At 71.9% G+C, this 15633-nt stretch carries 14 protein-coding genes; all 14 read right to left on the bottom strand.

Annotated elements, in window-relative coordinates; all coding sequences use genetic code 11:
- Positions 1–98: 98 nt before the first annotated feature.
- On the bottom strand, positions 99–1127 hold the full coding sequence (gene hpnH, locus ACWERV_RS28395) for an adenosyl-hopene transferase HpnH (RefSeq protein WP_398179070.1): 1029 nt from the start codon (positions 1125–1127) through the stop codon (positions 99–101).
- A complete protein-coding gene (locus ACWERV_RS28400; protein WP_398179067.1) occupies positions 1128–1739 on the bottom strand; it encodes a phosphorylase family protein in 612 nt (203 codons plus the stop codon).
- Between the two features lie 3 nt (positions 1740–1742).
- Positions 1743–3764 carry a squalene--hopene cyclase gene (gene shc / locus ACWERV_RS28405; RefSeq protein WP_452938318.1) on the bottom strand — a complete coding sequence of 674 codons (2022 nt, stop codon included), beginning with the start codon at positions 3762–3764 and terminating at the stop codon, positions 1743–1745.
- 99 nt (positions 3765–3863) lie between these two features.
- Positions 3864–4934, bottom strand: a complete 1071-nt coding sequence (locus ACWERV_RS28410; RefSeq protein ID WP_398179061.1) for a polyprenyl synthetase family protein — start codon at positions 4932–4934, stop codon at positions 3864–3866.
- Positions 4931–6340: a hydroxysqualene dehydroxylase HpnE gene (gene hpnE, locus ACWERV_RS28415; RefSeq protein ID WP_452938321.1), complete on the bottom strand. Its 1410-nt coding sequence runs from the start codon at positions 6338–6340 to the stop codon at positions 4931–4933. The genes ACWERV_RS28410 and hpnE overlap by 4 nt, the downstream gene beginning before the upstream one ends.
- Before the next feature lie 196 nt (positions 6341–6536).
- On the bottom strand, positions 6537–7484 hold the full coding sequence (hpnD, locus tag ACWERV_RS28420; protein WP_398179055.1) for a presqualene diphosphate synthase HpnD: 948 nt from the start codon (positions 7482–7484) through the stop codon (positions 6537–6539).
- Complete coding sequence (gene hpnC / locus ACWERV_RS28425) at positions 7481–8404, bottom strand: squalene synthase HpnC (protein ID WP_452938343.1); 924 nt, start codon at positions 8402–8404, stop codon at positions 7481–7483. Before hpnC ends, hpnD begins: the two co-directional genes overlap by 4 nt.
- Positions 8405–8706: 302 nt before the next feature.
- Entirely contained in the window at positions 8707–9513 is an 807-nt protein-coding gene (locus ACWERV_RS28430) for an ABC transporter ATP-binding protein (RefSeq protein ID WP_452938325.1), read from the bottom strand.
- Positions 9506–10435 (bottom strand): ABC transporter permease, encoded by a 930-nt coding sequence (locus ACWERV_RS28435; protein WP_452938328.1) that lies wholly within the window; start codon positions 10433–10435, stop codon positions 9506–9508. Before ACWERV_RS28435 ends, ACWERV_RS28430 begins: the two co-directional genes overlap by 8 nt.
- An 80-nt stretch (positions 10436–10515) precedes the next feature.
- Positions 10516–11400, bottom strand: coding sequence for a glycosyltransferase family 2 protein (locus tag ACWERV_RS28440; protein ID WP_452938346.1), 885 nt, complete (start codon positions 11398–11400; stop codon positions 10516–10518).
- Between the two features lie 16 nt (positions 11401–11416).
- Positions 11417–12196 carry a CDP-alcohol phosphatidyltransferase family protein gene (locus ACWERV_RS28445; protein ID WP_398179043.1) on the bottom strand — a complete coding sequence of 260 codons (780 nt, stop codon included), beginning with the start codon at positions 12194–12196 and terminating at the stop codon, positions 11417–11419.
- Positions 12174–13235, bottom strand: a complete 1062-nt coding sequence (locus ACWERV_RS28450; RefSeq protein ID WP_398179039.1) for an iron-containing alcohol dehydrogenase family protein — start codon at positions 13233–13235, stop codon at positions 12174–12176. The genes ACWERV_RS28445 and ACWERV_RS28450 overlap by 23 nt, the downstream gene beginning before the upstream one ends.
- Entirely contained in the window at positions 13223–13975 is a 753-nt protein-coding gene (locus ACWERV_RS28455) for a phosphocholine cytidylyltransferase family protein (protein ID WP_452938332.1), read from the bottom strand. The genes ACWERV_RS28450 and ACWERV_RS28455 overlap by 13 nt, the downstream gene beginning before the upstream one ends.
- On the bottom strand, positions 13972–15633 hold a 1662-nt coding region (locus ACWERV_RS28460; RefSeq protein ID WP_452938335.1), incomplete at its 5' end, for a DUF5941 domain-containing protein. The genes ACWERV_RS28460 and ACWERV_RS28455, both read right to left, overlap by 4 nt.

Here is a 15633-nt window from a genome sequence, read left to right on the forward strand (position 1 = left end):
CCGGGATGTCGACCGGCCCGGATCCGGCCGGTGGCTGCGCGCGGGCGAGCCACCGGCCGCGTACCCCGGCCGGTGGCTCGTACCCTTTCACCGTCGGGTCACTTCGCGCGGTTGGATGCGACGGTTTCCCGGGCGGCGCGGATCGACTCCTTCAGGGAGCCCATGGTCGCGAGGACGGCGGTGGGCTCGTAGCCGCAGTGGGCCATGCAGTTGTCGCAGCGCTCGTCCTTGCCGCGGCCGTACTTGTCCCAGTCGGTCTTCTCGATCAGCTCGCGGTAGGTCGGCACGTAGCCGTCCGCCATCAGGTAGCAGGGGCGCTGCCAGCCGAAGAGCGAGTAGTTCGGGATCGCCCACGCGGTGCACGGGAAGTCCGCCTTGCCCTCCAGGAAGTCCAGGAAGAGCGGGCTGTGGTTGAGCCGCCACTTGCGCCGGTTGCCGTGGTCGAAGGCCTTCTTGAACAGCTCGCGGGTCTGCGACACGCCCAGGAAGTGGTCCTGGTCGGGGGCCTTCTCGTAGGCGTACGCGGGCGACAGCATCATCTCGTCGACCTGGAGGTCGTCGTTGAGGAAGTTCATCACCTCGATGATGGTCTGCGGCGTGTCGGTGTTGAAGAACGTCGAGTTCGTGGTGACCCGGAAACCCCGGCGCTTGGCTTCCTTGATCGCCTCGACGGCCTCGTCGAAGGTGCCTTCCTTCGCCACCGACTCGTCGTGCCGCTCGCGCATGCCGTCGATGTGCACGGTGAAGGCGAAGTAGGGCGACGGGGTGAATTTGTCGATCTTCTTGCGGAGCAGCAGCGCATTGGTGCAGAGGAAGACATACCTCTTCTTCGCCACCAGCTGGCGCACGATCTCGTCGATCTGCGGGTGCATCAGCGGCTCGCCGCCGGCGATCGACACCATGGGCGCGCCGGACTCCAGCACCGCCCCCACGGCCTGGGCAACCGGCATGCGCTGCTTGAGCACTCCTGCCGGGTGCTGGATCTTGCCGCAGCCCTCGCATTTGAGGTTGCACGCGAAGAGCGGTTCCAGCTCGACGATGAGCGGGAACTTTTCGCGCCGCCGGACCATTTTCTGTTCGAAGAGGTACGACGCGACACGGATGGTCTGACGAAGCGGCATAGCCATCTAGCTCACCTCCGGGGGAGCAGCGGTAGTGCGGTGCCAATCGAGAAAGGCAGGAACAAGATCTCTGAGCACCCGGAATGCGATGATCCCGGTGCGCAGTGTGCCGACGCGCACGAGTTCGTATTCGGGCGTGTCGACGACGACGCGTGCCGCGGCGATGTGCCGCACTCCCTGGGCGAGTGCGGCGCGCCGCATGGCGGCCGATTCCATGTCCACGGCGATGGCACCCTTCGCCGCCAGCGCGGTGCGCTCGGCGCCCCGCACGACATGGTCGGACTCGGCCAGCGGGCCGGTGTGGACGGTGTGGCCCGCGGCTTTGAGCGCGGCGGCGAGCGCCTCGCTCTCGTGCCCCTCGTCGGAGACCACGACGTCGCCCGGCCGCATGCCCGGGGCCAGGCCCGCGCAGAAGCCGGTCGTGAGGACGGCCGCGTCGCGCCGCGCGGGATCGCGCAGCGCTTCGTGCACGGCCGCTTCCGCGGCTGTCGGCCCCATGCCGGTACGCAGCACGGTGACCGGGTGTGCGGCGGCGGCTCGCGCCGCGCCCCTGCGCAGCGCGAAGCGCTCGATGCGCAGGGCGCACACCACCAGCAGCGGAGGTCGGGGAGGGACCACGCTCTAGGCCCCCTTCCCGGCGCCCGCGGTGGCCGGGGCGGTGTGCACCGCGGCCCCGAGGGGTTCGCGGCGGGCGTAGCGTCCCAGCGCGGTGAGCGGGAAGACCATCCGGTAGAGGTGGTAGTTGATGGAGAAGTCCCGCGGAAAACCGGTGCCGGTGAAGTACGGCTCGTCCCACGAGCCGTCCGGCAGCTGGGTGTCGGCCAGCCAGCGCACCCCGCGCTCGACGGCCTCGGTGTCCCGCCGCCCGGCGGCCAGCAGCGCCATCAGCGCCCAGGCCGTCTGCGAGGCGGTGGAGGAACCGCGGCCGGCCCATTCCAGGTCGGAGTACGAGCGCAGGTCCTCGCCCCAGCCGCCGTCGGCGTTCTGCACCGACTCCAGCCAGTCGACGGCCCGGCGGATCGCGGGATGATCGGCGCCCAGCCCGGCGGCGGCGAGCGCGGGGACGGCCGAACCGGTGCCGTAGATGTAGTTGACGCCCCAGCGGCCGAACCAGGCGCCGTTGTCCTCCTGCTCGGCGAGCAGCCAGTCGATGCCGGTACGGGCGTGCCGGTCGTGCTGGATCCCGAGCGCGGCCATCATCTCCACGACGTGCGCGGTGACGTCCGCGGACGGCGGGTCGATGACCTCGCCGAAGTCGCAGAAGGGCAGCCGGTTGGGGAAGGGGCTGGTGTTGTCGGCGTCGAAGGCGCCCCAGGCGCCGTTGCGGGACTGCATGCCGACCGTCCAGCGCACCGCCCGGTCCACGGCGGTGTCGATACGGGCCCGGTCCGGATGGGCGATCCGGCGCAGCGCGAGCACCACCTCGGCGGTGTCGTCGATGTCCGGGTAGTTGTCGTTGTGGAACTCGAAGGCCCATCCGCCCGGGGGAAGCTCCGGGCGCTGGACGGACCAGTCGCCGGGACGGGTGATCTGCTCGTCCATCAGCCAGTCGGCGGACTTCACGAGCGCGGGGTGGTCGGCGGGCAGGCCCGCGTCGGCGAGCGCGATCGTGGCCAGGCAGGTGTCCCACACCGGGGACTGGCAGGCCTCGATCATCCGCACGCCCTCCTCGGGCCACACGGCGAAACGATCCAGCGACTCAAGTCCGGCCTTGAGCACCGGGTGGTCCAGGTCGTAGCCGAGCAGGTGCAGTGCGATGACCGAGTACACGGCCGGCGGCTGGATGCCGCCCCAGCAGCCGTCGGACTCCTGGCGCTCGATGATCCAGCGGGCGCACGCGTTCATGGCGCTGCGGCGCAGCGGGCGGGGGCTGAAGCGGCGGTAGGCGTGCAGCACCTGGTCCAGCCGCTGGAAGACGCCGTCCCAGCTGGTGATCGAGGCGCGGCGCTGCTTGGGGTTGGGCCGTTCGGGGTCCAGGTGCAGTTCGTCGATGCCGAACGGGGCCGGGCGCACCGGGCGCAGGGCGCCGACGATGGTGAGCGGCACGATGGTCTGCCGGGCCCAGCAGCCGAACGAGTAGATGTTCAGCGGCATCCACTTGGGCAGGTAGATGACCTCGGGGGGCATCTCCGGCAGGTCCTCCCAGTCCCACCAGCCGAAGAGGGCCAGCCAGATCCGGGTGAAGACCCGGCTGGCGGCCACCCCGCCCTCGCCGCGCGACCACTTCGCGGCCTGCGACATGTGCGCCTCGTCCGGCGAGTCGCCGGCGAGCCGGAGCGCGACGTAGGCCTCGACCGTCGCCGACAGGTCACCCGGGCCGCCGTGGAAGGTCGGCCACGAGCCGTCCTCGCGCTGCTGGGAGCGGATCCAGCGGGCGGAGGCGGCGATCGTGCGGGCGTCCAGGATGCCGAGGAACTGCCGCAGCAGCAGATCCTCGGCGTCCATCGTCACGTTGGTCTCGAGGTCGCCTTTCCACCATCCGTCAGGGTGCTGCCGTGCCAGAAGGTGGTCTGCGGCGCGCTGCACGGCACGCTGCACCGCCGCCTCGGTGTCGCCGGCTGGAAGAGACTCCGGGTCCGAGGTGCTGGCCGAAGGTGTCCGGTGGGTTGGCGAACCTGGACTGCCATCGGTCGTCGCTGTCATGGCTTCCCCTTTGCAGTTGAGACTTCTGCGGTGTTGGGGCGGCCGTCGGCCGTCACATGCGAGGGACCGGCGACGTCAGCGCTCCACGTTGGTGCTTCTTTACTTCTCGCGGACCACCACAAAATCCGCAAGACCCACAAGTTTACGGTTGATTTCTTCCGGCATGTCCATTTTGTCCAGTGCGGCGATGGCAGTCGCATACTGCCTCCGGGCCTCTTCCGAGGTCCATTCACGCCCACCGGCCTCTTCGATCAACGCCGCACGCAGGGCGAACTCTTCCTCGCTGAAGGCACCGGTTTCAGGATTCTTCGCATCCGCCGCCAGCAGTTCACCCAGCCGCTCCGACGCGGGGCCGCCGGCGGCCAGCGCGGCGACCACGGGCAGCGACTTCTTGCGCTGCCGCAGATCGCTCCAGGTCTGCTTGCCGGTGCTCGCCGGGTCGCCCCAGATGCCCAGCAGGTCGTCGATCGCCTGGAAGGCCAGACCCAGGTGGTAGCCGTACTCCTCCAGCGCGTCGGCGTCCGCCTCGGAGGCGCCGCCGAGCACCGCGCCGATGGACGAGGCGCAGGCCAGCAGCGCGCCGGTCTTCTTGCCCTCCATGTCGAGGCACTCCTGGACGCTGACGCGCTCACGGTGCTCGAAGGAGATGTCCTCGGCCTGACCGTCGATCAGCCGCCGGGTGGCGGTGGTCAGCCGGCGGGTGGCACGGCCGGCCTCCGCGGTGCCCTGCTCCAGCAGGATCTCGTTGGCGAGCGCGAAGAGCGCGTCGCCGACCAGGATCGCCTGGGCCGGGCCGTGCACCTTCCACACCGTGTCGCGGTGCCGGCGCTGCTCGTCACCGTCCATCAGGTCGTCGTGCAGCAGGGAGAAGTTGTGCACCAGCTCCGTCGCGACCGCGCCGGGGATGCCGACCTCCGCGGGCGCGCCCGCGGCCTGCGCCGACAGCAGGGCCAGCGCGGGGCGCACGGCCTTGCCGCCGTCCCCCTCCGCGGGCCGGCCGGTCTGGTCGATCCAGCCGAAGTGGTAGGACGCGACGGTGTCCATCGGCGGTGCGAGGCGTGCGACTGCCGCGCGCAGCACTGGTGTGGTCAGGGTGCGGCCGTCTTCCAGTAGCGCGATGACGCCGGCAGCGGTCACGATTTCTCCTCGGGTTGCACCAATAGCACTCATGCCGCCTCCAGGACGCCGTTGTCAACGGGCAGGCCGAGGGCGGACAACGCTTCTGCGGAGGCGTGCAGCCCGCTGCGCACCGCGCCCTCCATGGTCGCGGGCCAGCCCGTCGCGGTCCACGCCCCGGCCAGGTAGAGGCCGGGGGCGCGGGTGACGGGGCCGGGCCGCAGCGCGCCCACCCCGGGGGTGGGCGCGAAGGTCGCGGTGCGCTCGCGGGTCACGAAGACCTCCCGCACCGCGGCGCCGCGGGAGTCGGGCAGGACGCGTTCGAGTTCGGGCAGGTAGCGGTCGCGCAACTGGGCGACCGGCAGGTCGATCTCGTCCTCGACGGCCGACTGCGAGACGGCCACGTACTGCCCGCCGCCGGTGAGGCCCGAGCTCTCCGTGCGGTCGAAGACCCACTGGACGGGGCTGCCGAGAGCCGCGACGAACGGCTCGTGGAGCACCTTCCTGTCGTAGATCACATGGACATTCAGGATGGGCGCGGTACCGATCTGCAACAGCTTTTCCGGATGCTGGACGGCGCCCTCCGGCAGCAGGCCGTGCGCCTCGCGCTGCGGCACCGCCAGCACCACCGTGTCGGCCGGCAGCGCCGCGCCGCGGCCCGGACCCGTCTCCAGCTCCACCTGCCAGCCGCCGCCCTCGGCGGGGCGCAGGGCGGTGGCGCGGGTGCGCAGCATCGTGACGACACCGGCCTTGTCCAGCGCGGTGCGGCCGCGGCCGTCGTGCAGGTCGCCGAGCGGCGCCTTGGCCCAGCCGATGTCGGACGCGCCCGGCTCGGTCAGCAGGCCGGTCTTGAACACCATCGCGGCCAGCGCCAGCGAGGAGTGCGCGGCGGTCGCGTTGAGCGTGGCGACGCCGACCAGATCCCACAGCGCCTCGATGGTGCGGGCGGACTGGCCGCGCTCGGCGAGCCAGCTGCCGAAGTCGACCTCGTCCAGCGCCGGATCGGCCAGGTCCAGGCCGCGCAGCGCCAGGGCGGCGCGGCCGACCGAGGCGCGCTCGCGCAGCGACAGGTGCGGGTAGCGGGCCAGGCTCGCCGCCAGGTGCAGCGGCACCGGCAGGCCGGCCCGGCTGAGCCGCCCGGTGCGGCCGTTCGCCGCGTCGTACACCGGTACGTCGAGCCGGTCCTGAAGGTGCACCAGGTCGCGCGCGTCGATCCGGTCGAGGAACCACTGGTAGGCGGTGCAGCAGCGCAGGAAGACGTGCTGGCCGTTGTCCACCGTCAGATCGCCGCGCCTGAAGGAGAAGGCGAGGCCGCCCAGCCGGGGCCGGGCCTCGGTGAGGGTGACGGACACCCCGGCGTCGGCCAGCCGAAGCGCCGCGGTGACGCCCGCGAGCCCGCCGCCGACGACGACGGCCGTGCGGCCGGGCGCCTGCTCCGGCATGCCGTGTGGCGCGGTCATTCACCCTCCCCTCGTGCCTGGTGTCCGACCCGGTCTCTGACCTGGTCTTCCGCCGTGCGCCGCGGGCTGCGGCACACCGTCGCGGGAGGGGACGCGAAGGAGCGGTGGCAGGTTGCCTGGCGTCGTACGGGCGCCGGGTGGTGATGTTCCGTCTGCTGTGCCGCGTGCCGTGGACCCGCGCATCCGCGGGTGGGTCTCATCTGTCACCCCGGGGGGCGCGGGAGGCGACCAGGCGCGCGTCCAGGCCTGCGAGGCCGCGGACGGCGACGTAGGCCTTCTCCCGGCCGGGCAGCGACACCCGGCCGCGCAGTACGGCGTCGGGGTCGGCCGCGATCCGCTCCAGCAGCCGGCGGTAGATGCCCGCCATGGCCGCCACGCAGGCGCCGCTGCGGCGGTCGAGCATGGGGAGCAGCCGGTAGCCGGTGGCGAAGAGCGCACGGGCGCGGCGCACCTCGAATTCCACCAGGCCGGCGAAATCGGATCCGGCCGGCGGGACGTCACTGTGGAAACCGGCGGCGCAGCCGAATTTCGCCAGATCCTGGGCAGGCAGATAGGTCCGTCCGTTGCCCGCGTCCTCGCGGACGTCGCGCAGGATGTTGGTGAGTTGCAGGGCGAGGCCGAGCGTGTCGGCGTATTCGGCGGCACGCACATGATCGTGCCCATTTACGGTGCCGAACACGCCCAGCGACAGCCGTCCGATGGCACCTGCCACACAACGGCAGTAAACGGCCAGGTCGTCCCAGGTCTCGTAGGACTCGCCCCGGACGTCCATCAGAACGCCGTCGATGAGTTCGTCCAGGCCTTCGAGCGGAAGGGGGAATACCCGTGCCGCGTCGGCGAGGGCGACGGCGACCGGATCGGTGTCGTCCTCCCGGACCTCGCCGCCGCGCACCCGGGTGAGCAGGTCGCGGGTGGACTCCAGGCGTTCGATTTTCTCGGCGGGTGCGAGATCGCCGTCGCCGATGTCGTCGACCCGCCGCGAGAAGGCGTAGAGAGCCGACATGGCCTGCCGCTTTGCGGCGGGCAGCAGCCGGATGCCATAGGCGAAGTTACGGGCCTCGTGGCCGGTCACGGCCTCACAGTACCTGTATGCAGCAAGTACCGGACCGGACGTGTGGGCGGAACCGCTCACGGTCCTGCTCACCCCTCTCTTCGCAATGTCGACCCCACTTCGCGCAGCAGGCCGCTCTTGGTGGCTTTGGGCGAACCCGCAAGCACGTCGTATCCGGCCCGCTCGACCGATTTCAGCGCCGCGCGCCCGCCGCCGACGAATCCCGCGAGCAACAGCCGAAGCCTGCCACGGACGCTACCCACGAGGGGAGCACCTTCATACAACAGCTCGCGGGCGCGTTCGGCCTCGAACGCGACCAGTGCCTTGACCTGCGGACCGGCCTGCGGCTGTGCGAGGTCGGCCTCGTCCACCGCGTAGCGTTTCATGTCCTCCGCAGGCAGATACACCCGGTCCCGGGCGAGATCCTCCGCGACGTCCTGGATATGCTCGACGATTTGCAGTGCGGTGCACACGGCGTCGGAGCGCCGCACCCTTTCCGGCGTCGAGGTGCCGGTGATGGACAGCACGAGGCGGCCCACCGGATTGGCGGACAGCTCGCAGTAGGCGAGCAGGTCCGCGTAGGTCGCGTAGCGCGCGACGCTCTGGTCCTGGCGGTTGGCCGCGATCAGGCCCAGGAAGGGCTCGGGTGTCAGGGCGTGCTTGCGCACGGTCGGGCGCAGTGCCCGCAGCAGCGGGTGCGACGGCTCGCCGGGGCCGTCGAAGACCCGCCCCAGGTCGGCCTCGAAGGCGTCCAGCATGGTGATGCGGTCGCCGGCCGCCTCGGGCTCCAGGCCCAGCAGGACGGCGTCGGGGCGGCCGCCGTCGGCGAGGTCGCCGTCACCGATGTCGTCCACCAGCCGGGCGAACCCGTAGACCGCCGTGAGGTCCTGGCGCCAGGCGCGCGGCAGGAAGACCGGGGCCACGGGGAAGTTCTCGCGCGCGGCCTTGTCCAGAACGGCCCGCGACGTGTCGGCCGCGGTCACCGCGGGCTGCCCGGCAGACAGGCGGGACAGGTGCCCCGGAGCAGGATGGTCCCATTCGTCATGGCCGCCACATCCCCCGTTCTACACCGCCCGGACGAATCTTCCCATTTCGGACACGCCGCCGCGCCGGGCGTCCGGCACCCGGTTTCGATCTTGAAAGGGCTCCCCAGCACCGGTACAGCTTACGTCGGGCAACGCTCAGGCGTACGCCGGGGGCGCCCCGAGCGGCGCGGGACCGCGGCACACACCCGCGGCGGCACAGCACGCACCCCCCGCCGGAGGATCCGGCGGGGGGTGGAAGCGGCGGCGGGCCGCCCGTGGGCACGCGGGGACTACTTGCCGGTGTGCGCCTCGTAGGCCGCGAGGACCTCCTCGGTCGGGCCGTCCATCAGCAGCTCGCCCTTCTCCAGCCACACCACGCGGTCGCAGGTGTCGCGGATGGCGCTGTTGCTGTGGCTGACCAGGAAGACCGTGCCGGCCTCCTTGCGCAGCTCGCGGATCCGCGCCTCGGAGCGCTTCTGGAACTGGCGGTCGCCGGTGGCCAGCGCCTCGTCGATGAGCAGCACGTCGTGGTTCTTCGCCGCCGCGATCGAGAAGCGCAGCCGGGCCTGCATGCCCGAGGAGTACGTGCGCATCGGCAGCGAGATGAAGTCGCCCTTCTCGTTGATGCCGGAGAAGTCCACGATGCCCTTGTAGCGGCTGCGGACCTCCTCCTGCGTCATGCCCATCGCCAGCCCGCCGAGCAGCACGTTGGTGGCGCCGGTCAGGTCGTTCATCAGCGCGGCGTTGACACCCAGCAGGGACGGCTGGCCGTCGGTGAAGATCTTGCCGCTCTCCGGCGGCAGCAGACCCGCGATGGACCGCAGCAGCGTCGACTTGCCCGAGCCGTTGGAGCCGATGATGCCGATCGCCTCGCCGCGGTAGGCGGTGAAGGTCACGCCCTTCACCGCGTGCACCCGGCGGACGTTCGGGTTGCCGCCGCGGCGCAGCACCAGCCGGGCGAGCGCGGTCGCCGCGCTGCCCCTGCCGGTACCCGCGCCGTACACCTTGTAGACGATGTGGACGTCGTCCACGATCACCGTGGGCACGCGGGCGGGGGCCGTCTCGGGCTCCGCGCGCAGGGGCTGCGGTTCAGCCACGGCCATACTGCTCCTCCGCCTTCCAGAAGTAGACGTAGCCGCCGAGGCCGACCAGCACCGCCCAGCCCACGGCGCTCGCCCAGACGTGGGGCGGGAGCTGCGAGCCGGTGAAGCTGTCGATCAGGGCGAACCGTGCCAGATCGATGTAGACCGCGACCGGGTTGATGTCGAGCAGGACCTTGACGTAGTGCGGCGAGTGCGCGGTCAGGTTGTCGATGCTGTACATGACACCCGACGTGTACATCCAGGTACGCAGCAGGAACGGCATCAGCTGCGCCAGGTCGGCCATTTTACTGCCGAGCCTGGCCGTGATCATGGCCAGGCCGGTGTTGAAGACCCACTGGGTCAGCAGCGCGGGGATCAGGATCAGCCACTTGACGTTCGGTGTCTCGCCCGTCATGAGGACGATGGAGATCAGGACGAACATCGACATCATCAGCTGCTGGAGCTGCATCAGTGTGAAAGCGATCGGCATCGAGGCGCGCGGGAAGTGCAGCGCCCGGATCAGGCCGAGGTTGCCCGCCACCGACCGCACACCCGACATCACGGAGGACTGCGTGAAGGTGAAGATGAAGACGCCGGTGACCAGGAACGCGATGAAGTTGTCGATGCCCTTCCTGGTACCGATCAGCACACCGAAGATCAGGAAGTAGACGGCCGCGTTCAGCAGCGGCGTCATGACCTGCCAGAGCTGGCCGAGGCGGGCCTGCGTGTACTGCGCGGCCGTGCGGGCCTTGGCGAACTCGTTGATGAAATGTCGGCGGCCCCACAGCTGCCGGGTGTATTCCGCCAGCCCCGGACGGGCACCGCTGACGGTCAGCCCGTACTTCGCGGCGAGCTGGGAGGGACTGAGGCCGTCATCGGCCGTGGGCGCCGGTGGCGCTCCGACGGCGACCGCACCATTGTGCGTTGTCTCGCTCACAGTTGACACTTTCGTCCTCAATGTGCGCGCCGGGTGCAGGGGGTCCCGGGCTGCGCCTGATGCTCTCAGGTCCGAGCTTGTCAGATGATCGGCGGTCGGCCCAGTCGGGTCAACCGCCAGACCGTCCGCCACTTCATCGGCCGCCGCGCGCCGGCGGACGTCGCCCAGCCCTCACGGAAGCCGCCGAGCCACGCGCGCAGTGCCGCACCGGACGGCCGCCGCAGCAGCGTCAGGGCGAACCACACGCCGAGGTAGACGGGGACCAGCAGCCACGGCAGGTTCCGCCGGGCCAGCCACACCCGGTTGCGGGCCACCATGCGGTGGTAGACCGCGTGCCGGGCCGGCGAGGTCGCCGGATGGTGCAGTACGAGGTCGGAACGGTAGTCGATCATCCAGCCGGCGTCGAGTGCGCGCCAGGCCAGGTCCGTCTCCTCGTGCGCGTAGAAGAACTCGGCCGGAAGCAGCCCGACCTCTCCCAGCACCGCGGTGCGGACCGCGTTCGCGCCGCCCAGGAAGGTCGTCACGCGCGAGCTGCGCATGGGGTCGGACGCGCGCAGCCTGGGCACGTGGCGGCGCTGGGTGACCCCGGTGTCCGGGTCGGCGATCCGGAAGCTGATGATGCCGAGCCGCGGGTCGGCGGCGAACGCGGCGCGTACCAGTTCCGCGGTGTCGTCGCCGGGCAGCAGCCCGTCGTCGTCCAGGAAGAGCAGCACGTCGACCTCGCTGCCGCCGGGACCGAACAGCTCGATGCCGACGTTGCGGCCGCCGGGGATGCCCAGGTTCTCCGGCAGTTCCACGGAGCGCACACCGGGCGGCAGCGGCGGCAGCGGGGCGCCGTTGCCGACCACCGCGACCTCGATCGCGGGCCCCTGCTGCTTGGCCACCGAGTCCAGCAGCGCCTGGAGCTCGACCGGCCGGTTGCCCATCGTCAGGACGACCGCGCCGACCGTGAGCGGCTCGCTCATACCCGCCATGCCCGCCTCACTTCAGCCTGCTGGAGACGAGGACCGATACGAGATGCAGCAGGGTCTGCAAAAGAGCGATTCCGGCCAGAACCGCGACGCCGAGCCGGGTGAAGAACAGGTCGCCGCGGATCTGGTCGACGACCGCCAGCACCAGGATCAGCAGCGAGGCCTCGATGCCCAGGATCAGCCGGTGGAACATCAGCGCGGAGGCGGCCCGGCGGGCGAGCGCGACACCGGACGAGCGCGGCTCGGACGCGGCCTCCTTGACCGGCGGCAGCCCGCCCTGGTGCCGGGCGACGCCGACCAGGTCGGTCTCGGCCTTGATCAGGACGGCGCCGAGCGCGGCGAGGGTGCCCAGGAAGGCCCACAGCCAGTCGATCCGGCCGTCGCCGAACAGGTCGGCGGCCCGCAGCCCGAAGCCGACCAGCACGGCCGCGTCGGTGAGGTAGGCACCGACCCGGTCGAGGTAGACACCGCTGAGCGAGTACTGCTTCTTCCAGCGGGCGATCTCGCCGTCCACGCAGTCGAGCAGCAGGTACATCTGCACCATCAGCACGCCGAGGACGGCTCCGGTGATCCCGGGCACCAGCAGGGCCGGGGCGGCGAGCACGCCGAAGACGGTCATCAGGTACGTCAGCTGGTTGGGCGTGACGGAGGTCGGCACCAGGTGCCGGTCTATGCGCAGGGAGACCTCGCGCATGTAGAGCCGCCCGGCCCAGTGCTCGCCGCTGCGCCGGTCCTTCACACCCGGGGGGTGCACGACCGGTCGCAGTTCAGCTACTGATGGTTTTGGCATAGTCGGCGTACGCGTCCCTGATTTCGGTGGCGGACAGGTCGAGGTGTTCCAGGATCGTGAAGCGGCCGGGGCGGGTCTGCGGGGCGAAGAGCACCGCCTCGGTGAATTCCGCCTCGGTGAAGCCCATCTCCGAAGGCAGCACCGGAAGGCCGTGCCGCCGCAGCGTCTGCGCGATCAGGCCGGAGACCTCGGGCTCGCCGCGCAGGTGCATCGCGAAGGCGGCGCCGAGGCCGACCTGCTCGCCGTGCGCGGCCGCACGGGCGGGGAAGAGCAGGTCGAAGGCGTGGCTGATCTCGTGGCAGGCGCCGGAGGAGGGCCGGGTGTCGCCGCTGATGGACATGGCGATCCCGGAGAGCACCAGGCCCTCGGCGAGGACGCCGAGGAAGTCGTCGTCGCCGATCCCGCCGGGGTGGCGCAGTATGGCCTCGCCCGCGCTGCGGGCCATGGCCGCGGCGAGGCCGTCGATGCGCTCGCCGGTCTCGCGGTGCGACAGCTCCCAGTCGGCGATGGCCGAGAGGTTGGAGATCGCGTCGCCGATCCCGGCGCGCACGTAGCGGGCCGGCGCCTCCCGGATGACGTCCGGGTCGACGACCACCGCGATGGGCGTGGGCACGCCGTACGAGCCGCGGCCGTTGTCGTTGTCCAGGGTGGAGACGGGCGAGCAGATGCCGTCGTGCGACAGGTTGGTGGCCACGGCGACCATGGGCAGGCCGACGCGGGCGGCGGCGTACTTCGTGACGTCGATGATCTTGCCGCCGCCCAGGCCCACGACGGCGTCGTAGCGCTTGCCGCGCATGGCGTCGGCGAGCGTGACGGCCGCGTCGATGGTGCCGCCGGCGACCGGGAACCAGTCGGCGCCGGGCATCTCGGGGGCCAGCGCCTCGCGCAGCCGGGCGCCCGAGCCGTCGCTGACGGCGAAGGCGAGCTTGCCCGAGGTGGAGATCCGCTGGTCGGCCAGCAGCCGCGACAGGTGGGCCAGGGCGCCGGAGCGGATGTCGACGACGACCGGCGAGGGGATCAGCCGGGTCAGTACTGGCACGCGATCTCCCGGCCCTTGACGAGGTCGGCGTGGTTGTCGATCTCGACCCACGCCACGTCGCCGATCGGGGCCACGTCCACGGTCAGGCCGCGGTCGACCATCTCCTGGTAGCCGTCCTCGTAGTACAGGTCCGGGTCGCGCTCGAAGGTGGCCTTGAGGGCGTCGGCGAGGTCGGCGGCCGCCTCGGGCTCGATGAGGGTCACCCCGATGTACTCGCCGGTGGCCTCGGCCGGGTCCATGAGCTTGGTGATCCGGCGCACCCCGCGGCCGGGCTCGGCGACGACCTTCATCTCCTCGTCGGCGAGCTGCTTGGCGGTGTCCAGCGCCAGGATCATCCGGCGGCCCTCGCCGCGCGCGGCGAGCAGCGTGCGCTCGACGGAGACGGGGTGGACGGTGTCGCCGTTGGCCAGAATCACACCCTGGTCGAACAGGCCGCGCGCGCACCACAGGGAGTACGCGTTGTTCCACTCCTCGGCCTTGTCGTTGTCGACGAGCGTCAGCTTCAGCCCGTAGGCCGCCTCCAGCGCGGCCTGCCGCGCGTAGACGGCCTCCTTGCGGTAGCCGACGACGATCGCGGCCTCGGTGAGGCCGACCTCGGCGAAGTTGCGCAGCGTGAGGTCGAGCACGGTCAGGCTCTCGGACGCGTCCTGCGGGCCGACCGGCACCAGGGCCTTGGGCAGGGTGTCGGTGTAGGGGCGCAGGCGCCTGCCTGCGCCGGCTGCCAGCACGAGGCCGATCATGCGGGTTCTCCTGATTCGTCGTGTACGGCCGCGGCGGTCCCCGAGGTCACCCAGAAGCGGATGCTCTCGGACGCGACCAGCAGCGCGATGACGCCGGCGAGCACCGCCAGCGTGGCCGTGAAGCCGGTGTGGTGCGCGGCGACGGCCGCCGTCAGGGCCACGACCAGCGTGCGGCCCTCGTGTCCGCCGGCGGCCAGCACCACAGCCCGCGGCGGCGCTCCGGCGCCCCCGCGTATGCGGTACACCGTGTCGTAGTGATGGTAGGCGACGGCGGCAACCAGGCAGAAAGCGGCGGGCAACGCCCCGTTCACCCCGCAGACGGCGGCGAGCGCCAGCGCGGTGCCGTACTCCCCCGCCCGCAGCAGCGGCGGGACCAGCCAGTCCAGCGCGCCCTTGAGCGGCAGCGCGACGGCCAGGGCCGAGGTCACGACGTAGACCACCGCGGCGAGCACCGGGTACCAGCTGCCGACGGGCGCGAGCGCGGCGGTCGCGGTCACGGCGCCCGCGCCCACCAGCGCGGCGGCCGGGGCGGCGAAGCCGGGCAGCCGGCGGGCGAGCGGGCGCAGCGCGGCCGCCAGGGCCTGCGCGAGCGGGCCGCTGTCGGCCAGGTCGGCGAGCGCGCGGGCGGCGCGGTCGGTGCGGGTGGCCCGCCGGGTGAGCGAGCGCAGGACGCGTCCCGCGGTGGTGTAGCAGGCGGCGAGGGCGCAGCCGACGAGCAGCACCACGAAGGTGATCCGGGGGGTGCTGACCGCGGTCAGCACCGCTATCAGGGCCCAGCGCTCGCCGATCGGCAGCACTATCATCCGGCGCGCCCACACCGTCCAGCCGACGCTGTCCAGCTTGTCGGACAGGGCTGCGGTGGGGCTGGTGTTGGCGGTGGCGTCGTGGTTGGCCTCGTTGAAGGCGAAGTCGACGACGTGCCGGCAGGTCTGCAGCACCATGGCGCCGAGCGCGAGCGCCCACACGTCGTCGCCGCCGCGGGCGGCGCCCAGCGCGAGGCCCGCGTAGTAGGCGTACTCCTTGGCGCGGTCGAAGGTCGCGTCGAGCCAGGCGCCGAGCGTGGAGTACTGGAGCGAGTAGCGGGCGAGCTGGCCGTCGGTGCAGTCCAGCACGAAGGAGGCGATCAGCAGCACGCCGGCGGCGACGAAGCCGCCGCGGGTGCCGGTGGCCGCGCAGGCCGCGGCGATCAGGGCGACCAGCAGCGAGGCGGTCGTCACCTGGTTCGGGGTGAGGCCGCGGCGGGCGCACCAGCGCGCGATGTAGCGCGAGTAGGGGCTGATGCAGTGGGTGGTGAAGAAGCCGTCGCGGGACTTCACGGCGCTGCGCAGCCGCACCGGCTCCTCGTCGACGGCGGCGACGGCGGCGTCCGCGGCCTGTGCGGCGGCGGCGTCCACGGGCACCTGGGCGACCAGGACGCCCAGCTCGGGGCGGTGCACGGACTCGCCCTGGGCCTCCAGCCGGGTGGCGAGCGCGTCGGGCAGCACGTCCGTCGCGTCCCCGCGGCGCGGGGCGGGCAGCGACACGGCGCCCGCCTGCGCCTCGACGGCGACGGCTCCCGCCGCCTCGGCCTGCGGCGCGGTGCCCGGGGCGGTGGCGGGCGTCGCGGCCGCGCCCGGCTGTGCGGCGGAGCGCGGCGCGCCCGCGGCCTGGCCGCCCGG

The sequence above is a fragment of the Streptomyces sp. NPDC004031 genome, assembly GCF_053604375.1.

Coding starts and splice junctions, on each gene's coding strand:
- ACWERV_RS28410 (WP_398179061.1), bottom strand. CDS start 4,934: ATGAGTGCTATTGGTGCAACCCGAGGAGAAATCGTGACCGCTGCCGGC.
- ACWERV_RS28440 (WP_452938346.1), bottom strand. CDS start 11,400: ATGAGCGAGCCGCTCACGGTCGGCGCGGTCGTCCTGACGATGGGCAAC.
- ACWERV_RS28445 (WP_398179043.1), bottom strand. CDS start 12,196: ATGCCAAAACCATCAGTAGCTGAACTGCGACCGGTCGTGCACCCCCCG.
- hpnH (WP_398179070.1), bottom strand. CDS start 1,127: ATGGCTATGCCGCTTCGTCAGACCATCCGTGTCGCGTCGTACCTCTTC.
- ACWERV_RS28455 (WP_452938332.1), bottom strand. CDS start 13,975: ATGATCGGCCTCGTGCTGGCAGCCGGCGCAGGCAGGCGCCTGCGCCCC.
- shc (WP_452938318.1), bottom strand. CDS start 3,764: ATGACAGCGACGACCGATGGCAGTCCAGGTTCGCCAACCCACCGGACA.
- hpnE (WP_452938321.1), bottom strand. CDS start 6,340: ATGACCGCGCCACACGGCATGCCGGAGCAGGCGCCCGGCCGCACGGCC.